Genomic DNA, 23,717 nt, shown 5'->3' on the forward strand with positions numbered 1-23,717 from the left:
TTCTAATAAACTAAACATTCTTGTAAGACCATTACTAGAATGGCGAATGAATGCAAAAAATATTATATTCCATCTACTATCTCGCTGTCGATAATGAAACACTAAATAGTAATGAGTTCAACTATTTATAAAAATCAGAAAATATAACGGGAATATTTACATAGGATTGTGTATTATATGAGCAAGCAAGAAAGTAGATTAATAGGAGGAGATTTCATGCCTGTGATTACGGTTAAGTTAGCAAAAGGAAGAACGAGTGAACAAAAACAACAATTTGTTGAGGTAGTGACGAACGAAGCTGTCAGAATATTAAATGTTAAAGAAGAATGGGTCACTGTCGTATTTGATGAATACGATCGAGATAATTGGGCTACGGGTGGACAACTCCATTCTACAAAGTTTGGTGAAGGTTTTGGTAAATAAAAGAGTCACATACATTGGGGAAACAATAAATTAGAATCCATTAGAAAAAGTAAAAAGATAAATACAGGGAGGGGCAAGGAATACTTAAAAAAAGGTAACAATGATTATTTTTATCATATAAGCCGTTATATACAGGGGGGCATTTTATTTTGCACTCAGAACATTGAAAATAGTACCAACTACTAATATTTAGTGATAGAATTAGGTGATGAATTATTTGGAGGTTATAATATGCTAAATACACAACAAATACAAGAAGTCATTAGACATCGTTATCCATTTCTTTTAGTCGATAAGGTTTTGGAATTGGAGGAGGGAAAAAGAGCGGTAGGAATTAAAAATGTAACAATCAATGAAGAATTTTTCCAAGGACATTTTCCTAATTATCCAGTGATGCCAGGAGTACTGATCATTGAAGCATTAGCCCAAGTTAGTGCCATTATAATGCTTACAAAAGAAGGAAATCAGGGAAGACTTGGTTTACTTGCGGGAATTGATCATTGTCGTTTTAAAAAACAAGTGAAACCTGGTGATCAGCTACGTCTAGAAGTGGAAATTACGCGTTTAAAAGGAGCTATTGGTAAAGGACGAGGCATCGCCACAGTAGACGGAGAAATAGCTTGTGAAACAGAGCTTATTTTTGCATTTGGAAGCTAACAACCTGCTTTAACAGAGCTGTAAAAATCATTACAGCATTTTTGTATTTTTAAAAAGGTTTTTGGAAATATTTGTTGAATATAATTTAGGAAGACTAGTGAATGGAGGGAGTTTCATGAACTATACCTTAGCTCTTTTTGTTGCTGTCTGTATTATGCATGTAATTACCCTAACAAATATTACAGTATTTAACGGTGCTTGGAATGGCATAGCAATGTGGCTATCTACAGGTGTATTTATTTTTGCATCCACTGTTTTTGGCTTAAGCAGATTAAAGAAAAGAAACTCTAATGAAGGTAAATCAAAATAAGAAGACAAAACAGTAGGTAAATCAAAACTACCTCTTTTTGTCTTCTTCATTTATTTATATAGAATTAAAACATAAAATTGATATACTTAAAATAAAGGAACTAAATATTGTAAGAAAGGGGGGATTTTACATGAAGGAAAGCAAACCATTTACAAATGATAGTCAAGATGATGTGAAATTTTCCGTTATCATACCTGCGCATAACGAAGAACATTATATTGGAGAGTGCCTGGAGTCAATTGCCAAGGCAGCACAATCCTATAAAAATCAGGTTGAGGTCATCGTTGTGCTAAACCGTTGTACAGATAAAACAGAGGAAATCGCACATTCATACAATTGCGTGACATTGAACAATAGCGATAAAAATTTATCGAAAATTAGAAATGCTGGAGCGGCTTTAGCACGAGGTGAAATCCTAGTTACCATTGATGCTGATACACGAATGACAGAACACTTCCTATCTGAGGTTGATAAGCACTTAGCTAGCAATCAATACATTGGAGGAGGCGTAAATGGCGATTTTGAAAGGGTTTCCTTTGGCATCATCGTTTCTACCTTGTTATTGATTGTTCCCTTGCTGTTCAAATATGGTTTTGTTTCTGTAGGAATTTTTTGGTGCTACAAAAAAGATTTTCAAGCGATAAACGGCTTTAACGAAACTATGCTAATGGCAGAAGACGCTGATTTCGCAAAGCGATTGAAAGTATGGGGTAAGAAGAACGGTAAAAAATACGGAACGATTAAAAATGGCATGATTACTTCATGCAGACGATTTGACCGTTATGGTGACTGGGTGTTAGTGAAACGGCCCGGCATGATTTTCGCTTATTTAAAGGGTACCGATCAAAAGGCTGCGAATGAAGCCTATTATGAAGATCAGGGGAGATAAGAATTCTCAATGCTTGTATGCCAACTTAATCTATTAGACCACTTTGTTGAAAAAGCGAGTGGTTTTTTTAATACCGTATCTGGCGGAAAACAAGTACTTTAACTTTGTTGCTTTCTCACCAATTACTTAAAATATTGTCGAAGATAACATACAATGTGCATTCCTTCATATAATTTTATAGACTGAAAGATTTGGGTGACTTTGTTCTGACTAACAAGTTTTCTGTTCATAATATAGTCATTAAATCAGGTAAACTACTATGAGAGGATGAGGGGGTTTGAAGCATCCCAGCACAAACATTTTAGAAAAAAAAGAGGTATTATTTATACCTGAGAAAGCATTAGATAAAGATTTTTGTGATCGATTAGTGAAAAAAATCCATAAAAATATACTGAGTGAAAATCTCTCAAATGATGTTTACATGTCCTATTTTGTGATTTTTGATCAACAATATGAAAAGAAAGAAATTCAATATTTATTAGGTATTTTAACATTACAAGCAAATGAAATTATCAGATCTAAACCTATTTTTATTACATTGAGTGGCGTCATACTATCTTTGTTTGCAATAATTGTTTCTGCCATAAATGTAAAGCTGATGATTGGCATTTCGTTTGTTCAAATATTTGCATTGACTGTTTTAAGTTTTAATGTAGCTGTTTTATTTATTTCAAATAAAATAGAAAGAGAATATAAAAAAATAAATGAAGTCATCAAATTAATTGATTATTATTTAAGTTTTTATAAGAAGTAGCTGAATATTAAGTAGAAGACGCTGATTTCCCGATACGGGCTACTCGCTTTCCTGCGACCGTGCGTAGAGTCCTTCTTTGTGCTCCTGTCGCTACGCTTTGGTCGCAAAACACATGTACAGTAGTCCGCTACGATCAGCTTTAAATGAGTATACATAAGCAAAATATCAACCTTCTATTGGTTTAATCATCAACTTATTTCTCCTAATCAACATGACTGCTAAAATAGTATATATATATATCAAATAATATCTGTCATAAAGAAACAAAATATAAACTTCTAGGGGTGGAAATATGCAAAGTATTATTGATCAACTAAATTTTTGGATAAATAAGGTCCCAGAGGAGTTTCATCAAATTTCTGAATCTAAGATATCACAACGTCCAGCGCCTAATAAGTGGTCCAAAAAAGAAATATTAGGTCATTTATGCGACTCTGCGATTAATAATCTTGAACGGTTTATTAAAATACAATACGATCACCAGCCCTTTTTACTAACTCCATATGACCAAGTTCTATGGGTGCAAATCCAAGGATATCAAGAATTACCTATTGGGGAAGTATTAGATTTATGGGTAAATTTGAATAAAAAAATTATTCGAATTATTGAAAATATTCCTTATGAAAAGCTAGTCCTTCAATGTGATTTAGGGAATAATCAAATCAAGACTTTTAAATGGCTTATCCAAGACTATCTAGACCATATGGAACATCATTTGAAAAAACAGATTCTTTCAAAATGAAGCCTTTACCTTCAGTAAAGCATTAGCTGTGCTCTCTGATTTCTTCATTAAGAATACGCTAATTTGCGCATTCTATACGCCAACAAAAATCAAAAATGAAGCATTTTTTTTATGATTCCTCAAATAATAAGGTACTAAATTTTTATTTGGGGAAGTGAGGATTTGAAAAAATTTTTTCTATTTTTATTACTTATTTGCCTTGTAACGGTCTCCTTTTTTTCGCTAACAGCCGGCGCAAGCACGTATGAAAATAAAGGAAGAAAGTATTATGAAGAATCAGGACAAATTGTATGGGAAATCAATACGGATGAGAAAATAGTTGCCCTTACTTTTGATGATGGACCACATCGTAAGTACACATCTCAGCTTTTAGATTTATTAGCAAAATACAATGCGAAAGCGACTTTCTTTATCGTTGGTCAAAATGCGGAAAAAAATCCCGAGGTTGTTGCAAGAATGTTTAAGGATGGCCATGAACTAGCCAACCATACATTTACGCATCCTTTACGGACAAATGTACCAAACTTACTGAAGGAAATTAAGCAAACAAATGACAGCATTCAAAGCATTACAGGATTTACGCCTACTTTATTCCGACCTGTTGAAGGGCAGTTTTCAGATGCGATGATAGATGCAATTGCCAAAGAAGGTTATAAAGTCGTCATGTGGTCATGGCATTTAGATACTTTAGATTGGAAAAGTCCAGGGACAAGCAGAATAGTCAATACGGTGTTAAAAGGTGTAAAGGAAGGTAATATCGTTCTTTTTCATGATGGAGGCGGAAATCGTCAGCAGACGGTGAAAGCAATGGAAAGAATTTTACCCGAGCTGAAAAAGCAGGGATATCGTTTTGTCACAGTTTCGGAATTACTTGAAGTGCAGATGGCTTCAGAAAAAGATATTTATCAATAAGCGAAACGTGGGGTTGATTTCAGTTCCAACTGACCGCTTTGTGTAAAAGAAAAGCGACAGCAACCAAAACGCGGGGAGCGGCTCGACGCTTGCTATCAGGAAACGAGTAGCCTAGAACAGAAATCACCTCGCCACAACATTCATAAGATTTCCCCAGTCCTTTACCTCCGACCTAAATCGGAGGTGTTTTTGTGTCGGATTTTTCATAAATGAAGGTAAAACTCTTTAACAAAAAAAGGTATAATTCATTCATACATAGGGGGGATTGCCAATGACTAAAGTTGAATTGGTTGAAATGAATCACGAATTATTAGAGGGGATAGGAAGCTATTGTCTTAGAAGCAAAAAGAAATCAGATGGCTATATCAATAAAAATAAATGGCTAGCTAATAGATTTGAAGAAGGCTTGAAATATGTGCAACTAATCGATCATAATAAGCAACTAGGGTTTATTGAATATACGGAAGCAGAATTGTCTTCAAGAGCCGTGTACGCTGACGGTTATTTAATCATTCATTGCTTGTGGGTTAGTGAGGTTGGCAAAGGCTACGGCACTCAACTCATACAAAAATGTCTAGATGATGCCAAAGAGCTAGACAAAAAAGGTGTTGTTGTTATTACAAATTCAACAACATCTTGGACACCAAGTAAAGAGATTTTTTTGAAAAATGATTTTCAACTAATAGATACGGCCCCACACGATTTTGAATTACTTGTCTATTCATTTAACAAAAAAGCTGAACTACCATATTTTCCGAACGATTGGGAGAGAAGAAAAGGAAATTTCAGTAATTTAACCATTGTGCGTTCATTCCAATGTCCTTACGTCGAAATTGCAACTGAAAATATAATAGCTGGTGCCCAAAAATTAGATATACCCATTGATATTATTGATGTCAAAAATAGAGAAGAATTGATGGAACTATCTCCAACCCCATACGGTATTTTTTCGGTCGTCTATAAGGGGCAACTTATTACTTTTCACAGACTAACCATACATTCTGTTATAAAAAAGTTAAGAGAACTTATCTAAAAAAGATGAACGCAAAACTAAAGAACATAAACAGGAATAATTACAGCGAAAAATGAGAAAATAAGGTGAAAACAGCAAAATGACCATAAGTTACTTAAAGTGATGAGGCATAAAGGAACATTTCATTTCCATTATTCTATGAGTATTTTAGTTGACTGCTTCTAAGAAACGGGTAAAATAGAAAGGCAGTGCCATTATATACCTGAAAACTTAGCAGAGATGAGAGAGCTGCCTTAGTAGTACTTATGAGACACCTTCATCTTTATTGAAATCTAAAGCAAGAACAACTACATAGATTAAAGTGACATTACCTTTGAATAATCATATAGGTGAAAGTTTGGGATGCTGGATTATATGGAGATAGTTTTTGGATAAGAACTGTCACGAAATTTTGACAGGCTTTTTCTTTTCGTCTTCTCTATAACCTGTTAAGATGGTAATAGTGTGACAACAAGTTAGTGTATATGAGAGTGGTGACAGTCAAGATGGATGAACAGAACAAAGATGGTATAGAACAGCAGCAAGAGCAAACTCAGGCTGAAGTAAAACCAGCAGGACGATTTATACAATTGAAACCGTTTAAATTTATTATGCTGATGTTCTTTACAATTCTTATTACTGCAGGCTTAACGATTTTTGCGTTAACGTTCGGCGAGAAGAAAGTAGTGGAAGTAAAAGTACCGATTGAACGTGCGGAATTTACAAAATTATATGAAGCCTTCGATTTACTTAAAAACAAATATTACAAAGATATCGATGATGAAAAAGTGGTCGATGGGGCTATTAATGGCATGTTCGAGGCATTAGATGATCCGTATTCTGATTTTATGGTGAAAGATGAAGCAGAACAATTTAATTCTGGATTGTCTTCTAGCTTCCAAGGAATTGGAGCGGAAATTCAAGAGCGTAATGGCTTTATTACAGTTGTGTCACCAATAAAAAATTCTCCTGCTGAAAAGGCGGGATTATTACCGCAAGATATTATATTAACGGTTGATGGGAAAAGCATTCAAGGATTCAGCGCTTCTGAAGCGGTAGCCCTTATTCGTGGTGAAAAGGGTACACCTGTGAAATTAACGGTGAAACGTGGCGAAAATGCTGAGCCAATTAAAATGACAATTATTCGTGATGAAATTCCGGTTGAAACGGTATACGGCGAAATGCTTGATGGTAATATTGCTCATATCCAAATTACATCTTTTAGTGAGAACACGGCAGCAGAACTAGAAAAAATGCTTGCTGACTATGAGGGTAAAGGGATGAAAGGGATTGTCCTAGATTTACGACAAAACCCTGGTGGCTACCTGAAAGCTGCAGTGGAAATTTCGAATCTATTCGTGCCAGAAGGTAAAGTAATTGTTCAGGTGCAAGAAAAAGATAAAGAACCAGAAATCACAAAAGCAGTAGCTGGAAAAAAATATAACTTACCTGTAACAGTTCTTGTTGATAGTGGTAGTGCCTCTGCTTCTGAAATTTTAGCAGGCGCTTTAAGTGAATCTGTAGGTGCAAAAATTGTTGGAGAAAAATCTTTTGGTAAAGGGACAGTGCAAAATGTTGCACCATTAAAAGATGGCTCTAACCTTAAATTCACAACAGGTAAATGGTTAACACCAAACGGCAATTGGATTAATGAAAAAGGTATTGAGCCAGATGCAAAAGTACCATACCCATCTTATGCTTCATTACCATACTTGGACCCATCTCTTGAAATGAAAGAGGGCGTACAGTCTGACTCTGTAAAAGCGGCACAACAGATGCTAGAAGTTCTAGGATACGAGCCTGGTGAAGCAGATGGTATTTTTGATCGATATACAGAACGTGCGGTGAAAAAACTGCAAGCTGCTAATGGTCTTGAAGAAACTGGTATTTTAACTGGCGATACAACGTATGCTTTAATGGATGCATTACGTGCAAAAATTAAAGCAGATGATCCTCAATTGTTAAAAGCGAAAGAACTAATTACAGGAACACCAGAAAATACTGAGGAAACTACAAACTAACAATGTAGCTGTCGCAGCAGTCGTCTCTAACGACCTCTGCGACAGTTTTTTTTATGGGAGGCTATGATTGTGAAAGACGTATATTTATTTAGTGGTTTTTTAGGAAGTGGAAAAACATCCATGTTAACAGATGTTATTCGACAACTAAAGGAAAAGAATTTAAAGCCAGCTGTTATTATGAATGAGCTTGGAAAGCTGCCTTTTGACTCACAGGCTGTTGAGAAGGATATTCCGCTTAAAGAGATGCTAGAGGGCTGTATTTGCTGCTCTGGAGCGGAAAAAACGGAGGCGCAAATTCAATCTCTTCTATTAGATAGTGATTTTGATGTCCTTATTATTGAAACAACAGGAGCCGCACATCCTGTGGAAGCATTAGATGCCGTATATTCACCGTTATTTGCTGACAAGTTGAATGTGAAAGGAATTATCACGGTAGCGGACTCTAAGCTTTGGCTGCATCGTGAGACGTTAACCCCACAGGTTCGTTCATTATTTATGGAACAAATCCGTCATGCGCATTTATTATTGGCCAATAAAACGGATTTATTGTCAGAAGCAGAGCAAGCGCAAGTTGTTTATGAGCTACAGGGCTTTAATCCGCATGCTTTTATTTTACAAACAACGAATGGCCGTGTACCGCTACGGCTACTAGAGGATTTAAAGGCGACTGTACAGACGGATAAAAAGGATATTGTAAAAGCTCCAATAGCATCCATGCATCTTGGCTCACGATTAGTTGAATTTCAGGACGGAATGTTTACACAAGAGCAATTTGAGGATTGGGTACGTTCACTTCCTGATACTGTATATCGTATGAAAGGTTACGTGCCTGTTGAAGGTGTAAAAAATCCAATGCTATTTCAATATGCATACGGCATGGTCCAATGGCTTCCAGAATACGTGAAAATGCCTGCGAAACTCGTTATCATTGGTGAAAATATAGGTAGCTTAAACGTAATAGGCATTGAATAAAGGATTCTATGCTTGTCATGATAGACATTTAAATCTGCTGATTTCTACTAATGAGACGAAAATTCTTTTAGTAGAAATTATCGCAGATTTTTTTGTGATAAAGAATGCTTATTGCGGGGTTAAAGCCTCCGGATGCAATTATGCCGAAGTATAATGGATGATTTCATTGCTGTTATGATCTATGTAAATATTGAAAAAAATTAATAGTTTTTAAGGGATGTCAACCCTATTTAAAACGTAAGTATTTCATAGGCTGGCGAAACTTGCTAAAAATTATAGCAAAAGAACCTCTATTTTACGCGAATCCATTTCTCTGATGGCGTTGTTAGCAGATGCTGGTAAGAATTTTTATAAAATCATCCCTTAGGATTAGTGGCAGAGAAGGAGGAATTGCAAAATGAAAAAAACACTAACTGCAATTTGTGCAACATTTTTAGTAGCGGCTCCAATTCAAATCACTTCGGCTGCAGCTAAAACTACAGAGGAGAACACAGTACAACAGAATACAAACTGTCAAACAGTTAATCAATATAAATGGTCAAATCAAGATCAAGATCAATGGTTAGAACAAAATCTATGGTCAAATCTTAAGTGGCATATAAATCTACCACAACCATCAGCACCATCAAAAGAAACACAAGCTAATAAAGAAACACAAGCTAATAAAGAAGTACAAGCTAATAAAGAAGTACAAGCTAATAAAGAAACACAAGCTAATAAAGAAGTACAAGCTAATAAAGAAACACAAACTAATAAAGAAGTACAAACTAACAACAATACACAAGCAAATAACAATAGTACACAAACAACTCAAAAAGATAATACAGCAAGTGCACCATCGACAACTACTTCAGATGTGAGTGCTTTTGAACAAGAGGTTGTAAAATTAACAAATGCTGAACGTACAAAAGCTGGTTTAACACCATTCAAAACGGATGATCAACTGATGGCAGCAGCTCGTGAAAAATCACAAGATATGCAATCTAAAAACTATTTTTCACATACAAGCCCAACATTCGGTTCACCATTCGATCGTATGAAAGCTTTAGGTATTTCGTATAAGAGTGCAGGTGAAAATATTGCACAAGGTCAACGTTCACCGCAAGAAGTAGTACAAGCTTGGATGGACTCACCAGGTCACCGTGCGAATATTTTAAATGAGAAATTTACGCACATTGGTGTTGGTTATGTGAAATCGGGTAACTACTGGACACAACAATTTATCCAAAAATAATAGTATAAATTGAATAGCTTCATTGTATAAAAGGATGTCCGCTAAGACGTAATAAGGCTTAGTGGACATCTTTTTTTATACAGCGCAAAATTAAGGAGTCGCCGAGTCTCCACTCCAATCAATTTTAATTAACGCTTTTAATGACGTTTGGCTTAAATATATACAATAAAGATATACACATAATTAGACAACCACAATACAACATTATATTGGATATAGTCATATTCATAACAAGTGCCATAGAAACAAAAGCATATGAGAGTGGGACAAGTCCGTTCGAAAATGCGTTGACTAGGCTCATTACTCTGCCTATTTTATCTTGCTGGCTCTTTTCTTGAATTATTGAAATAAGTGATACATTGATGACAGAAGAAAGTATCCCCATAATCGATAATAAAAATATACCCTGCCAAAGTAAATTAATGAACCCAAGCAATGATAAACAAATTCCAAGTACATTTATAATGATTAAGATGGACAACCCTCTTTTTTTTCTGAAATTAACTAATCCTACTGTTAACGCTCCTGCCAGCATACCTCCCTGATAGGAACTCTGTAAAAAGCTTAAATGCAACGCTTCTCCTTTAATTACATTATTAACAATAAGAGGAATTCCCATTTGAAGGGGACCGAAAAAGAAAAAATTAACGATTATAAGAATGATGAGCATATTTTTCAGAAATGACATATTCCAAACATATTTCAACCCATCTAATAGTTCGTCTTTAGTAGAATTATTATTTGGGGGATCATTCCTTTTTTGCTCTCCAATACAAAATGAAAATATAAAGGTCATGAACAAAAAAGCCGCAATCATTGAAAACAAAAGACTAAACGATCCTTTTGATAGAATCCAACCGCCTATCATAGGTCCAGAAAACATGGCAATTTGATTCGAGCTTTGTATAAACGAATTTGCTCTTGTTATTGAACCGTTCGAAACTAACAATGGCAGCAGTGACGTATTGGCTGGGGAAAAGAAGGCATCTACAATCCCAAAAAATATGGCAAAACCAATAAGCGACCAAATTTCAAGGATGCTCATTTGCAGAAAGAAAATCATAACAATAACAATGAGGCATCGAATAAAGCTTGAAACAAGCATAATACGTGACCTTCTAAACCGGTCTGCCCAAACGCCTCCAATTGTCATAAAGAGAACACGAAAAATCATCGTCATCATCATAACTATTCCTAATGCTGATTCCATTTTCAAGACAGTGATAATATACCATTGTTCAGCAAATAAATAGGTAGATAAAGCTACAAAAGAGGTTGTACTTGATAGCCATAGAAATATAAAAGAGCGATTTTTCAATAGAGATGAAATCTTTTCTTCCTGCGGGGGAGACCAAAGTACTTCCTGATTACTCAATCCAATCCCTCCATTACAAAAATTTTATTTTACCTTAATTCTTTTTCGTAAAAATAGGCTCTTCAATTTGAAACGCAGTCGTCATTAAATAATAATGTTTTTTTTCTTCCTCAGTGTTATCGTCAATTAATTCTTCAAGAAGAGCTCTATATTTTTGAGTGAATTCTAGGAATTTCTCTTCGCTAACTGTAAATTCTGTTTGGAGGGAAAGATTGTTCCATTCTTCTACATTTGAAGAATGTAAACTGAATGTTTCATCAGGTGCAGCTAACACACGTGTTTTAGCACGGCTTAATACTTCTAAAAATGATTGTCTTGTAGCTTCTTTAGATTCAACATAATTAAGCAAATGATCTGCAGGGATAAACCCTCTTGCTATAGCTTGATAATACTTTAATAAATTTCCTCCTCGTTCTTCGGTTCTTACTAGCTTGATGATTCCATGTTTCTCTAATTCCCGAATATGATATAGAATCTTGGCTCTGGATAGGTTAAGTTCATTAGCTAACATATGTACTGTATAGGGCTGTTCGACCAAATACATAAGCATTTTTGTTCTAAGTGGATCACTTATAGCTTTTAATTGTTCATAAGTTTCAATAATTGAAATAGACTTTTGCTTCATACGATAATCTCCTTTTTAACCGGTTAATAAATCTTAACTGCATTATAGGCTGTAAAAAAATAAATGTAAATCGTTTTTTTTGTAATTTTTTTATTTCCTTCAAAGTTTAAGGGAAAGGGGCTGATCGTTAGGAGAAAGAAAGTTTTCATTTATACATTTTGAAAGAGGGAGTGTAGTTGGATTCTTGGGCAGTTTTCACTTCTATATTGCAAAAAAGCAAACTAGAAAAATATCTAGTTTGCTAGTTTTGCTTTGGACGTGCTTGAAATTCTTTTTTGAACAAGTAATAACCGTATTAATAAAGTAATGGCTCCCGTTGTCAACCCTGCAACTAGTCCAATCCAGTAACCAAATGGTCCGAAATCTGTGTAAGTTGCGAGTGTATAGCCGACAGGCAACCCGATTACCCAATATGAAATGATGGCCATGATAAATGTCATCGTAACATCCTTGTAACCACGTAAAGCTCCTTGCACAGGTGCTTGGATAGAATCAGATAGTTGGAAAATGGCGGCGTATATTAAAAATTGGACAGCATTTTCTAGCACTTTACCGTCAGTTGTATACATATTTGCAACAGGTTCACGAAGGAGAAAAAGGATACAAGCTGAAATAAAGCTAAACAATATCGCAGTACCTACACATAAATAGCTATAGATTCTAGCATCGTGCATACGACCAGCCCCGATTTCAAAGCCTACTAATATTGTTACACCCATAGAAATACTTAGTGGTACCATGTATAACAGAGATGTGAAATTCAAGGCAATTTGATGAGCTGCAATGATCTCTGTACTAAAGTTACTCATCATCATCGTCACTGCGGAAAAAATACTTGTTTCTGCAAATAAAGATATCCCAATTGGCACGCCAATGAGTAAAATTTCCTTCCAGCGCATCCACTCTAGCTTTTGCCAGTCATGGAATATGCGGAAGCGTTCAAAGGGCACGCGTTTGGCAATAATCCAAACTGTTATAAAGAAAATAAGCCAGTAGGTAATAGCTGTCGCAACGCCTGCACCGACTCCACCAAGCTTCGGTGCTCCAAACTTTCCGAAAATAAAAATATAATTTAAGACGATATTAATAGGTGTAGCAAGTAAAGTGATGATCATCGTGACACGTGTTTGTCCGAGTGCATCAATAAAGCAGCGCAATACAAAAAATAAGAAAAGCGGTAAAAGTCCAGCACACATCGCATGAATATAAGATTTAGCAATAGTATGTACAGATGTTTCTAAATGCATATTTCCTAAAATCCAATCGATTCCCAAAAATAGCACGATAAAAATTAGGATTGCTAGTAGGATTGCAATATATATACCTTGCTGCACGGCCTTCTTTGCAACTAATTCTTTTTTAGCCCCAACTAGCTGTGAAACAATCGGGGTAATGGCAAGGAGAATGCCTGAAAGTCCGGTATAAATAGGCATCCAAATGGAGGAGCCGATGGAAACCCCCGCTAGGTCAGCAGTACCATAGCGACTCGACATTAAAATATCGAAGAACGAAATAAGATAAATAGCTACTTGCGTCACTAGAATGGGTACGATCATTTTTAAAATGAGTGCATATTTTTCTTTTAACGTAGTTGTTTGATACATTTTGTTTAACATCCTTTATTAGCATAATGAGTTAGTATAACATATGAAATAAGCAAAAGTTGAAAAATTAAATGCTTCATCTATATCTTTTCGTTAGCATATAGTAAAATAAAGGACTGTAAACAAAAAGTAGTGATGGCTGCTATGGCCTTTAACTTCTTTCAGCGAAAGTCTCCTACCTCAATAGGTGACGAGATGAATTTGGGTGTAAGCTACTTTCAGCGGGTGTCCAAGCATCCGCTGAAAAGAAGAACTCAGGCTAAGAACTTCACATCCTGTGAAAACACCTGAGTGACCAACATTGTGTTGGACTAAAGCCTCCGGCAGATGTCACGGAATTCGGAAAGGAGTTCTTAAAGGATGTTAGCCTAAAATCATCGCATCCATGCGATAACGGCTAACTGACCTGCATCGGTAAAAAACGCGACGTCCTGTGGCTTTACCGAAATGACCGACATCGTGTCGGCCCTCATGCAGGCCCAAGCACAAAGCCGAATCCGGACGCAATTATGCCGAGGCATAATTGAAAGAATAGGAGAATTAATGTGAAACAACAATCAATCATTTTAACCGGTGGAGGGACAGCTGGTCATGTATCGCTCAATCAAGCGATACTGCCGTCTTTACAAGAACAAGGTTATGATGTCCACTATATTGGCTCAGAGCAGGGCATTGAAAAAGAATTAATAGGCGAGGCATTCCCAAGTGTTCCGTTTTACGGTATTTCCAGTGGGAAATTGCGTCGTTATTTCTCAATGAAAAATTTTACAGATCCATTTAAAGTGCTTGCTGGAATCATGCAGGCTTTTCGTATTATCAAAAAGGTGAAGCCTCAAGTTATTTTTTCAAAAGGTGGCTTTGTTTCTGTACCTGTTGTCATGGCTGCAAAGGTGGCTGGTGTTCCAGTGGTCATTCATGAATCAGATGTGACACCTGGCTTGGCCAATAAAATTGCGCTGCCATTTGCGTCTCATGTCTTTACGATTTTTGAAGAAACATTACAGCACTTACCGAAGGAAAAGGCTACATGCACAGGCTCAATTATTCGCCAAGAGTTGTTTATGGGGGATCGAGCAAAGGGACTATCACTGTGTGGCTTTACGACATTAAAACCAGTACTTCTTGTCATGGGGGGAAGTCTAGGTTCGGTTGTTTTGAATGATGCACTGCGTCAAAATTTACCGGAGCTTGTAAAACAGTTTCAAATCATTCATTTGTGTGGTAAAGGAAATGTTGACAAAGCATTCGAATCTTTGTCTGGTTACAAGCAATTTGAATATGTGACCAACGAATTATCAGATTTATTACATGCAGCAGACTTTATTGTTTCGCGTGCAGGTTCTAACTCGATTTTTGAATTTTTAGCACTTCACAAGCCGATGCTGTTAGTGCCGTTATCTGCACAAAAAAGTCGTGGCGATCAAATATTAAATGCCAACTTATTTAAAAGACAAGGCTACGCAGAAGTATTACAAGAAGAGGAATTAACAAAAGAATCCTTTAAAAAGTCGGTTTATGTGTTAACAGAGCGCAAAGAAGAAATGGTGGCAACCATGAAAAAAACACAAAGACCAAAAACACCAGAAGAAATGGCGAAATTGATTTTGCAATATAAAAAGTAAGTAGTAGAACTACAGAACTGTAGCAAACGTCTCGTTGAAGTTGCTGATTTTGCACAGCTTGTACTAACAATCCGATAACAACAATAAATGAAGCAAAACAAAAGCTATGTGTTTCGTCAAAATCGACAGAACACATAGCTTATTTTTTATGATATTTTGTTTACATGGCCTGCTCTTCGCCTTCCAGCAATTGATTGGCAGTTGTTAGATAGAACAAGTCTTTTGGAATTTTGTATAAATCGAATTGCGTTTCGCCGCTGTTTACTTGTGCTAGCAATGTCGGGTGACTTTCGTTCGCACTCATGACATAAGGTAGTTTTAAAGCAGCACGCTGTGATTTTATATTTTCAACCCGAATACGAAGAAATACCGTATGGAAATTATATTCAAAAAATAGTTCATTCAAAAAAAGCATCTTTGCCTTTTGGTTATAACCTTTCCCTTGGTAAGGGAGTCCAATCCACGTTCCTAAAAAGCCAGCACCATCCTCAACATCATGAATGCTAATGGTGCCGATTGGTTGACCCCAATCATCGGTAATTGTCCTTGAAATAGCGAGTCCCTTCGCTTCTTCTTCAATCAGTTGTTTTGTCATAAACCAATATTCATCAGCGGATGTGGCTTTTTGACGGACAAATGGGAAAACAGAAGGGTGTGATAATAGCTCATAAAGCTCTGTACATTCATGTAGGTCTCGATGTTTAAGCATACGAAACGCCTCCTTTACTAGGGTAGTTAAAACAATTCCGTTAAAACATAAAGAAGAAAACTAAAATTCGTACTGGAATTAAAACCCAAAGAACTAGACGTTATAACTATGATATCCATAATCTCCCGCTGTCTTACTGATTTTTCGCCCATACCGAAAAAAGGCTAGTTTTTTTAATATAATATAACATTTAGACTGCTTTGTGCAATCATTTTACTCGCTAAAACAAAAATTAAGTTTAGTAGTCAGTTAATTCTGAATACTTAAAAATTCTATTAATCAATAAATTTTCTAAATATAATATATAGAAGTTAAGTCTCGGTTTTTATATAAAATATTCTATTTAATGTTTCTTTAGAATCATCTTATTTTTCAATAAGAGGGGAAATATCAAAAAATAACCTAAAAAGGATATAATTTTTCATTTTAGAGAAATGTAATTCTTTTGAATTATGTTATAATAGTATTATTGATTTTTAAAAACAAATATTTATTTAATAATAATTTTTTGTTTATTTAAACGACTTACGGGGGTGAAAGCATGGAGTATCTTTTAAGCGAAGAATTATTTAATGAATTATTTATTGGCAAAGATTTTGTCTTTCTAATGAAGAAGGTAGGAGACGATTATCAATATATTCGCTTAAATCAAGCTGCTCGAACTTCGTTTTCAAATGAAGCTGTTGGGGAAATGCTTTCCACTATTACCTCGAGTCGCAATTTTCCTATAATTCAGAAGAATTATCATCAAGCAATTGCGAAGCATGTTCAGATTGATTATGTGGATTATGCCTATGTTAAATCAGAAGTTAGAAAATATGAGACATCTGTTCGTCCGCTTCAATACAACAATGAAGACTATATATTAGCTATAACAAAAGAGATTCTCTATGATCGCAGTATTGAAGATAAGTTTTTATTTATGCGCTCTATGTTTGATCATGCCTTTTTTTCAACAGTTATCTTATCTGCTGAAGGGGCTATATACGAAGTGAATTCCAGCTTCATGGATGATTTTGAATTAGATAATGAAGCGGTAAAACATCAATTATTCGTCCACCTCCCAATTGTTCCTAAAGATGAGGTAGAAAACATACAAAATTATTTACAAAGAGCAGCAATGGGCGAAAATATTGGGGAAAAGCTCATCAAGCTTCATACACTGGATAAAAAAGATCGCATGTATTTAATTTCACTTTCTCCTGTTATGCAGGGAGATAACTCTTTTGCTATTTTTCTGATCATGCAGGATTTTACACAGTTCGCTGAACAAAAAGCGGAGTTGCGCTCAAAATCACATGGTTTAGAGGTTTTTAAGGCAGCTCTAAATTCTGCAGCGTCTATTGCTGTTTTGGATAATGACGCTGAAATTCTAGAAGTGAATGATTTGTTTTTAAATGCGACTGGCTTCACGGCGGAAGAGCTAATAGGTCAATCTTATAAATTAATATTGCCTTGTAACAATACAGAGGACTTTTTACAATTAATTAGTAAAACATTGAAAGCGGGGAATATATGGCGGGGGGAGCTATGCTACCGTACAAAATTCCATGCTGATTTTTGGGTAGAAGCAGTTGTAGTGCCGTTGAAAAATGAGATTGGCGAGGTAGAACAATATTTATCCATTAACTATAATATTACGGACAAGAAAAGAATGTTAACGGAATTAAAAAATATTGAACGTACATTCCGCCTTATTACCGAAAATACAAATGATTTGATTGTCATTACAAACGAGGATGGCATTATCATTTATGCTTCGCCTTCCTATGAGATTTTCTTAGGCTACGAAAATGTTGCGTTACAAGGTCAGTTTTACAGTGACATTGTTGATGACGAAAGCAAGGAAGCCTGGCAAACGTTTTTAAATAATTATTCGGGCAACACTGATACGCAATTTGAACTGCTGCTAAAGGCTAAGGATGGTACGTCAGTTTGGACGGAAGGGAACGTAACGGTTGTGCATGATCCTGAACGTGAAAAAGTTTCACAAATCATGATGGTCTCTCGTGAAATTACCCATCGTAAAGAACGTGAAAATGACTTATTGTATTTAGTCTATCACGATACATTAACACAATTACCGAATCGTCGTTATTTATTAAAAGAGTTTCCGAATTTATTGACTGAAGCACAAAGGAATAATGTGAGTTTAGCTATGCTTTTTATTGATGGGGATGACTTTAAGGATGTTAACGATCGCTTTGGTCATGACACAGGTGATGACTTTATCCAAAAGTTTGGTCAAGCTTTAGTCGCTTCTGTCCGTAGTCATGATTTAGTCACACGCATTGGTGGCGATGAATTTATAGTGGTGTTAGCGGGCTTAACTCGGGATGAAGAGAAGAGACATATACAAATAATGCATGTCATTAGCCGTATCCGTAGTGAATTAAAAAAAGGATGGACGATCGAAGGCCATACCTTTACGCCAACTGCCTCAATAGGAGTCGCATATTACCCAGACCACGGGAAAAAATTAGATGATTTGCTGGAATTAGCAGATCAAGCTTTATATAAAGCGAAGGAATTAGGAAAAAATAAACTATATATTGCGAAAGCTCATTAAAAAGTCTGTACACAAGTAATTGCTTGTGGTACAGACTTTTTGTTTGATGTTATGCTATAACAGTATTATGGAGGATACCCTTATTGTTATTTTAGAATAGAAGGTGAAGAAATGCCTAAAAAGATACTTTTGGTAGAAGACGAAAAACATATCGCTCGTTTTGTAGAGCTAGAGTTAAAGCATGAGGGCTATGATGTATTAGTTGCTTTTGATGGACGTGAAGGACTGGCTCTTGCTTCATCTGAGAATTTTGATGTTCTCTTATTAGATGTCATGCTTCCCGGAATAAATGGGATTGAAATATGTCGACGCATACGAACTCAATCAAACATACCGATTATTTTGCTAACGGCACGTGATGCTGTGATGGATCGTGTAGCAGGTTTGGATGCAGGAGCAGATGACTACATTGTAAAGCCATTTGCCATTGAAGAATTACTGGCTAGAGTTCGAACAATTTTACGCCGTGTAACACCGAATGAAAATAAAGGTGAAGCATTACATTTTCGCGATATTGCTATCGATATAGCGGCCTATGAAGTGTTTGTACAAGGAACAAAGCTTGATTTAACGAAAACAGAATATGACTTACTTAAATTATTAATTGAGCATAAAAATAAAGTTTGTACGAGAGAGCTAATTTTAACTTCTGTTTGGGGGTATGATACTGATATTGAGACAAATGTTGTAGATGTATACATACGGCATTTGCGAACAAAACTACCGGGTGATATGAATGCCTATATTGAAACCGTTCGTGGGGTAGGGTATGTGATGCGCGAATGAAAAAATTGAGAGATATCTTAGTCAATCAATCATTACAAAGAAAATGGATGCTAACGTCTAGTGCTGTTATATTTTTTAGCTTTACGATCATTTGTATAGTCGTTTATATTTCATTACATACATGGCTATTAAATGATGAACTAAGTAAAATTAAACGTACAAGTGATGATTTGGTGTCTTTTCTAGAATCACAAGGACCCAATCTTACAATTCAGCAAATCCAACAAAATACAGGACTTTTAAATTCTATTGTGGATCGAAATCAAACCGTCCGAATGTTTAATGTAGATGGTGTTGAGATTTTTAGCATTAACGATACTTCTCAGGCTGCACCTTTAAGCGTATTGCATGAAATCGTAGAAATGACAATTGATAAAAAGGATGCCTTTGTTATTAATAAACCGATTCGGCTCGGCTTCTTCCGAGGCTATATTCAAGTTATTCATCCATTATCAGGATACCAGTCATTGATGCATTATTTATTAACGGCCATGCTAATAGCGGGGGTAGGGGCATTGGTGCTATCAGCTTCTATTGGTTATTATCTAGCCAATTATTTAATGAAACCATTGCATTCGTTACGTTCATCCATGAAAACAGTTATGGATAAAGGATTTAATGAACCAATTCAATTAACACACACGTCTCATGATGAGATTGGCGATCTATTGAAAATGTACAATGCGATGATGAATGAACTGCAAATTTCATTTATACAGCAACAACAATTTGTAGCGGACGCTTCCCATGAGCTACGGACACCTATTCAGGCAATCGAAGGACATCTTTCCCTCTTGAAAAGATGGGGCAAGGATGATCCAGAAATTTTAGAGGAATCGATTGATACTTCACTAATCGAAATTGCACGGATGCGTAAAATGATTGAAGAATTATTAGAGCTTGCTCGTCGTGAAGAAAAAGACGATATGAGTGAGGCAGACGCGGTAGCTGTTATTGAAGATGTTATAGGAGAAATGGAGCGTCTTCATCCAGAAGCTCGAATAACGCTGTCGAAAAAGGAAGAAATAGGACTGTTATTTATAACAGAAAATGCACTCAACCAAATTGTTCGTAATATAATAGAAAATGCAATTCGTTATTGTGAAAAAATTCCTGAGATTCAACTTTCACTTTCTGTCATTGGTAATGAAGTACTTTTAAAAATAGAAGATAATGGAATTGGTATAGCCGAAGAAAACATTCCGTTTATCTTCGATCGCTTTTATCGAGTGGATGAAGCTAGAAATCGTCAAAGAGGTGGAACAGGCTTAGGGCTTAGCATTACAAAAATGTTACTTGAAAAATACAATAGCACAGTGGAAGTCAAGAGTGAAAAAAACGTTGGAACCGTTTTCTCCATGAAATTCCCGCTAAAATATTAACGAAAATACACGCTTTATTAAATTATTTTAGCCTTCGCGAAAAAAATTGCTTAATTTGCTAAAAAGAGTTGTATTTTTTGTGAAGAGTAGTAAGATTGAGATGGAAAAAACGTTCTTTAAAATATGGATAAGTTGTGTCAAACATCCTTTTAAAGAGCGGAGAAATATTATATAATTAATTGTAATTTAATTAATGGAACTGCCGAAAGGCAAAATTTGGAGGTCATTTTTCATGTCGAACAACGTTACAACTGTAAGTTCTCCATGGTCAGCTTTCTCTGGTCCTAACCTAGGATATGTGATGGAGCAATACGACTTATTCTTACAGTCTCCTGAAGAAGTAGAACCGGAGTTAGTATCATTATTCCAACAATTTGGTGCACCAGTAGTCGTAGAAGGTGAAGTAGCTGTAGCTAGTAACACAGCAGCTCCTACTGGCGATTACAAAAAAGTATTAGCAGCTGTGAAGTTAGCAGATGCAATTCGTACACATGGTCATTTAGCGGCAGATATTTACCCTCTGAAAAACCGTGAACTACAAACAGCTCAAATTGAAGAAAGCGCGTTCAACTTAAGCGCTGCAGATTTAGCTGAAATTCCTGCAGCTATCTTCTTCAAAGATGTGCCAGCAAACGTGAAAAATGGTAAGGATGCAATTGATTACTTAAAATCTGTTTATACAGATAAAGTAGCATTTCAATATGATCACGTAGTAGTAACAGAAGAACGTGATTGGATTCAAGCACAAATTGAATCAGGTTCATTTAAACAAGCATTATCTTCTGATGAGAAAAAAGCTTTATTAGACCGTTTAACTCGCGTTGAAAATTTCGAGAAGTTTATCCATAAAACTTTTGTAGGTCAAAAGCGTTTCTCTGGTGAAGGTTTAGATACTCAAATCGTTCTATTCGATGAGATTTTAAAAACAGCTGAAACAAACAACGTAAAAGACGTACGTATTGGAATGGCTCACCGTGGTCGTTTAAACGTTTTAACACATATTTTAAATAAACCATATGACATGATGTTCTCTGATTTCGCACATGTATCTAACGATTTATTTATGCCAGAACATGGCCGCCTTGAAATAACAAAAGGTTGGACAGGGGATGTAAAATACCACATGGGTGCTTCTTACAACCGTGAATCTGGTATGAATGTTAAACTTGCTTACAACCCATCTCACTTAGAAGTAGGAAACCCAGTTGTTTTAGGTTCTACTCGTGCAACACAAGATGATACTTCTAAGCCAGGGCAAGCGGTTCATAACCGTACAAAAGGACTTGGTATCCTTGTGCATGGTGATGCTGCATTCCCAGGTCAAGGTATCGTAACAGAAGTATTAAACTTTGCAAAAACAGAAGGGTTCACTACTGGTGGTACAATCCACATCATTGCTAACAACATGATTGGATTTACAACTGAACTACAAGACTCTCGCTCATCTGTTTACTCTTCTGACCCAGCAAAAGGTTATGAAGTACCAGTTGTGCATGTTAATGCAGATAGCCCAGAGGCTGTTACACTAGTAGGTCGTTTCGCAGCTAGTTACCGTCAAAAATTCGGTAAGGATATCGTTGTTGACTTAATCGGTTACCGTCGTCACGGTCACAATGAAACTGACGATCCAACTGTAACAAACCCAGAGACATATAAATTAGTTTCTAAACATGAAACAGTACGCGCATTATATGGTGCGCAATTAGTATCAGAAGGTACAGTTTCAGCCGATGAAGTAGCAACATTAGATACAGCTATTTACGCTGAAATGCAAGCAGCTTATGATCACGTAAAAGAAATGGCAGAAAAAGATGAGCATAAGCATTTAGAAATGCCAGAAGAATTAAAAGTAGAATTCCCACAAATTGATACAGCAGTTGGTGCGGAACGTTTAGAAAAAATTAACGAAGAGCTTTTAGTGTTTGAAGAAAACTTCGAGCCACAGAAAAAATTGGGCAAAATTTTAGAAAAACGCCGTGATGCATTTGCTTCTGCAAAAATCGACTGGGGTCATGCAGAAACGCTAGCTTATGCAACAATTATTCAAGATGGCACACCAGTACGTTTTACAGGTCAAGACGCACAACGTGGTACATTCTCTCAACGTCACTTAGTGTTACATGACAAAAACAATGGTAATGTATTTACGCCACTTCACCATATTTCTGGTGCCAATGCATCATTTACAGTACACAATTCTCCACTGACAGAAGCTGGGGTAGTGGGCTTTGAATATGGTTACAATTTAGAAAATGGCCATGTATTATCAGTTTGGGAAGCACAATTCGGTGATTTCTCGAACATGGCACAAGTAATGTTTGACAACTTCATTACAGGGGCACGCTCTAAATGGGGCCAAAAATCTGGATTTGTGATTCTTTTACCACACGGTTACGAAGGTCAAGGTCCTGAACACTCTTCAAGCCGCATGGAACGTTATTTACAAATGTCAGCAGAAAATAACTGGTTTGTAGCAAACTGCTCAAATGCAGGCAACTACTACCACTTATTACGCCGCCAAGCTGCTATGTTAGAAACAGAGGGTGTTCGTCCGCTTGTAGTTGTATCACCTAAGTCATTGCTTCGTCACCCATTAGCGGCAGCTAATGCTGATCAATTAGCAAATGGCTCATTCCAAGAGGTAATTGAACAACCTGGTTTAGGTTCAAAAACAGAAGCTGTAGAGCGTATTGTCTTAGGTACAGGTAAAGTTATGATTGACTTAGCAGAACGTGTAAAAGATGGAGAAGGCTTCGATCACTTACACATTGTTCGTGTAGAACAACTTTACCCATTCCCAAAAGAGCAAGTTGCTGGTATTATTGCAAAGTATCCTAATGTTAAAGAAGTTGTTTGGGTACAAGAAGAGCCTAAAAACCAAGGTTCTTGGAATTATGCATTAGAAACGTTATATGATCTATCAGAAGGTAAAAAGCTACGTTATGTAGGTCGTCCTGCAATGAGCTCAACTTCTGAGGGAGATGCAGATTCTCATAAAGCAGCTCAAGCAGCAGTTATTGAAGAAACAGTTGCCGAGCCTGTAAAGGTTAAATAATCACATATTAATTTTTGAAAGCCGGGCTACTTGCAATAGGCGGTAGCCCCTTTATGTGCGCAAT

At 36.1% G+C, this 23,717-nt stretch carries 20 protein-coding genes; 16 read left to right on the forward strand and 4 right to left on the reverse strand.

Going from position 1 to position 23,717, the window contains the following annotated elements; translation table 11 throughout:
* Window positions 1-216 precede the first annotated feature (216 nt).
* The 11 genes from ACIQXF_RS02090 to ACIQXF_RS02140 all read left to right on the forward strand — a co-directional run bounded on the left by ACIQXF_RS02090 (window position 217) and on the right by ACIQXF_RS02140 (window position 9,926).
* Window positions 217-423: a tautomerase family protein gene (locus tag ACIQXF_RS02090; RefSeq protein WP_402778464.1), complete on the forward strand. Its 207-nt coding sequence runs from the start codon at window positions 217-219 to the stop codon at window positions 421-423.
* Between the two features lie 231 nt (window positions 424-654).
* Window positions 655-1,080 carry a 3-hydroxyacyl-ACP dehydratase FabZ gene (gene fabZ / locus ACIQXF_RS02095; RefSeq protein ID WP_402778466.1) on the forward strand — a complete coding sequence of 142 codons (426 nt, stop codon included), beginning with the start codon at window positions 655-657 and terminating at the stop codon, window positions 1,078-1,080.
* A gap of 115 nt (window positions 1,081-1,195) precedes the next feature.
* A complete protein-coding gene (locus tag ACIQXF_RS02100) occupies window positions 1,196-1,390 on the forward strand; it encodes a hypothetical protein (protein ID WP_402778468.1) in 195 nt (64 codons plus the stop codon).
* A gap of 130 nt (window positions 1,391-1,520) precedes the next feature.
* Window positions 1,521-2,279 carry a glycosyltransferase gene (locus ACIQXF_RS02105; protein WP_402778471.1) on the forward strand — a complete coding sequence of 253 codons (759 nt, stop codon included), beginning with the start codon at window positions 1,521-1,523 and terminating at the stop codon, window positions 2,277-2,279.
* 277 nt (window positions 2,280-2,556) lie between these two features.
* The gene (locus ACIQXF_RS02110) at window positions 2,557-3,033 is read left to right on the forward strand and encodes a hydroxymyristoyl-ACP dehydratase (RefSeq protein WP_402778473.1); all 477 of its coding nucleotides are present in this window, start codon (window positions 2,557-2,559) and stop codon (window positions 3,031-3,033) included.
* 292 nt (window positions 3,034-3,325) lie between these two features.
* On the forward strand, window positions 3,326-3,775 hold the full coding sequence (locus ACIQXF_RS02115) for a DinB family protein (protein WP_402778476.1): 450 nt from the start codon (window positions 3,326-3,328) through the stop codon (window positions 3,773-3,775).
* A gap of 162 nt (window positions 3,776-3,937) precedes the next feature.
* On the forward strand, window positions 3,938-4,687 hold the full coding sequence (locus ACIQXF_RS02120; protein WP_402778479.1) for a polysaccharide deacetylase family protein: 750 nt from the start codon (window positions 3,938-3,940) through the stop codon (window positions 4,685-4,687).
* A gap of 271 nt (window positions 4,688-4,958) precedes the next feature.
* Window positions 4,959-5,720: a GNAT family N-acetyltransferase gene (locus tag ACIQXF_RS02125; protein WP_402778482.1), complete on the forward strand. Its 762-nt coding sequence runs from the start codon at window positions 4,959-4,961 to the stop codon at window positions 5,718-5,720.
* 485 nt (window positions 5,721-6,205) lie between these two features.
* Window positions 6,206-7,720, forward strand: coding sequence for a lmo1851 family serine protease (locus ACIQXF_RS02130; protein WP_402779071.1), 1,515 nt, complete (start codon window positions 6,206-6,208; stop codon window positions 7,718-7,720).
* A 69-nt stretch (window positions 7,721-7,789) separates the two neighbouring features.
* The gene (locus tag ACIQXF_RS02135) at window positions 7,790-8,692 is read left to right on the forward strand and encodes a CobW family GTP-binding protein (protein ID WP_402778485.1); all 903 of its coding nucleotides are present in this window, start codon (window positions 7,790-7,792) and stop codon (window positions 8,690-8,692) included.
* Window positions 8,693-9,089: 397 nt separating this feature from the next.
* Window positions 9,090-9,926: a CAP domain-containing protein gene (locus tag ACIQXF_RS02140; protein ID WP_402778488.1), complete on the forward strand. Its 837-nt coding sequence runs from the start codon at window positions 9,090-9,092 to the stop codon at window positions 9,924-9,926.
* 124 nt (window positions 9,927-10,050) lie between these two features.
* Here the strand turns inward: ACIQXF_RS02140 and ACIQXF_RS02145 are convergent, their stop codons facing one another.
* From ACIQXF_RS02145 to ACIQXF_RS02155, 3 genes are all read right to left on the reverse strand, one after another.
* Window positions 10,051-11,301: an MFS transporter gene (locus ACIQXF_RS02145; protein WP_402778491.1), complete on the reverse strand. Its 1,251-nt coding sequence runs from the start codon at window positions 11,299-11,301 to the stop codon at window positions 10,051-10,053.
* 34 nt (window positions 11,302-11,335) lie between these two features.
* Window positions 11,336-11,926, reverse strand: a complete 591-nt coding sequence (locus tag ACIQXF_RS02150; protein WP_402778494.1) for an ArsR family transcriptional regulator — start codon at window positions 11,924-11,926, stop codon at window positions 11,336-11,338.
* A 233-nt stretch (window positions 11,927-12,159) separates the two neighbouring features.
* Window positions 12,160-13,530: an MATE family efflux transporter gene (locus ACIQXF_RS02155; RefSeq protein WP_402778497.1), complete on the reverse strand. Its 1,371-nt coding sequence runs from the start codon at window positions 13,528-13,530 to the stop codon at window positions 12,160-12,162.
* A 545-nt stretch (window positions 13,531-14,075) separates the two neighbouring features.
* Between ACIQXF_RS02155 and ACIQXF_RS02160 the strand changes: the two genes are divergently transcribed.
* Window positions 14,076-15,152, forward strand: coding sequence for an undecaprenyldiphospho-muramoylpentapeptide beta-N-acetylglucosaminyltransferase (locus ACIQXF_RS02160; protein ID WP_402778500.1), 1,077 nt, complete (start codon window positions 14,076-14,078; stop codon window positions 15,150-15,152).
* 160 nt (window positions 15,153-15,312) lie between these two features.
* Here the strand turns inward: ACIQXF_RS02160 and ACIQXF_RS02165 are convergent, their stop codons facing one another.
* The gene (locus ACIQXF_RS02165; protein ID WP_402778503.1) at window positions 15,313-15,861 is read right to left on the reverse strand and encodes a GNAT family N-acetyltransferase; all 549 of its coding nucleotides are present in this window, start codon (window positions 15,859-15,861) and stop codon (window positions 15,313-15,315) included.
* A 541-nt stretch (window positions 15,862-16,402) separates the two neighbouring features.
* Between ACIQXF_RS02165 and ACIQXF_RS02170 the strand changes: the two genes are divergently transcribed.
* From ACIQXF_RS02170 to ACIQXF_RS02185, 4 genes are all read left to right on the forward strand, one after another.
* Entirely contained in the window at window positions 16,403-18,430 is a 2,028-nt protein-coding gene (locus ACIQXF_RS02170) for a diguanylate cyclase domain-containing protein (RefSeq protein ID WP_402778506.1), read from the forward strand.
* Between the two features lie 111 nt (window positions 18,431-18,541).
* Window positions 18,542-19,216 (forward strand): response regulator transcription factor, encoded by a 675-nt coding sequence (locus ACIQXF_RS02175; protein WP_402778509.1) that lies wholly within the window; start codon window positions 18,542-18,544, stop codon window positions 19,214-19,216.
* A complete protein-coding gene (locus tag ACIQXF_RS02180; protein ID WP_402778512.1) occupies window positions 19,213-20,598 on the forward strand; it encodes an ATP-binding protein in 1,386 nt (461 codons plus the stop codon). Before ACIQXF_RS02175 ends, ACIQXF_RS02180 begins: the two co-directional genes overlap by 4 nt.
* Before the next feature lie 232 nt (window positions 20,599-20,830).
* Complete coding sequence (locus ACIQXF_RS02185; protein WP_402778514.1) at window positions 20,831-23,653, forward strand: 2-oxoglutarate dehydrogenase E1 component; 2,823 nt, start codon at window positions 20,831-20,833, stop codon at window positions 23,651-23,653.
* Window positions 23,654-23,717: the final 64 nt, after the last annotated feature.

Source organism: Lysinibacillus sp. NPDC097231, from assembly GCF_044761885.1.
Taxonomy (GTDB): domain Bacteria; phylum Bacillota; class Bacilli; order Bacillales_A; family Planococcaceae; genus Lysinibacillus.

Coding starts and splice junctions, on each gene's coding strand:
- ACIQXF_RS02140 (WP_402778488.1), top strand. CDS start 9,090: ATGAAAAAAACACTAACTGCAATTTGTGCAACATTTTTAGTAGCGGCT.
- fabZ (WP_402778466.1), top strand. CDS start 655: ATGCTAAATACACAACAAATACAAGAAGTCATTAGACATCGTTATCCA.
- ACIQXF_RS02125 (WP_402778482.1), top strand. CDS start 4,959: ATGACTAAAGTTGAATTGGTTGAAATGAATCACGAATTATTAGAGGGG.
- ACIQXF_RS02180 (WP_402778512.1), top strand. CDS start 19,213: ATGAAAAAATTGAGAGATATCTTAGTCAATCAATCATTACAAAGAAAA.
- ACIQXF_RS02105 (WP_402778471.1), top strand. CDS start 1,521: ATGAAGGAAAGCAAACCATTTACAAATGATAGTCAAGATGATGTGAAA.
- ACIQXF_RS02165 (WP_402778503.1), bottom strand. CDS start 15,861: ATGCTTAAACATCGAGACCTACATGAATGTACAGAGCTTTATGAGCTA.
- ACIQXF_RS02100 (WP_402778468.1), top strand. CDS start 1,196: ATGAACTATACCTTAGCTCTTTTTGTTGCTGTCTGTATTATGCATGTA.
- ACIQXF_RS02155 (WP_402778497.1), bottom strand. CDS start 13,530: ATGTATCAAACAACTACGTTAAAAGAAAAATATGCACTCATTTTAAAA.
- ACIQXF_RS02130 (WP_402779071.1), top strand. CDS start 6,206: ATGGATGAACAGAACAAAGATGGTATAGAACAGCAGCAAGAGCAAACT.
- ACIQXF_RS02185 (WP_402778514.1), top strand. CDS start 20,831: ATGTCGAACAACGTTACAACTGTAAGTTCTCCATGGTCAGCTTTCTCT.
- ACIQXF_RS02150 (WP_402778494.1), bottom strand. CDS start 11,926: ATGAAGCAAAAGTCTATTTCAATTATTGAAACTTATGAACAATTAAAA.
- ACIQXF_RS02170 (WP_402778506.1), top strand. CDS start 16,403: ATGGAGTATCTTTTAAGCGAAGAATTATTTAATGAATTATTTATTGGC.
- ACIQXF_RS02115 (WP_402778476.1), top strand. CDS start 3,326: ATGCAAAGTATTATTGATCAACTAAATTTTTGGATAAATAAGGTCCCA.
- ACIQXF_RS02175 (WP_402778509.1), top strand. CDS start 18,542: ATGCCTAAAAAGATACTTTTGGTAGAAGACGAAAAACATATCGCTCGT.
- ACIQXF_RS02090 (WP_402778464.1), top strand. CDS start 217: ATGCCTGTGATTACGGTTAAGTTAGCAAAAGGAAGAACGAGTGAACAA.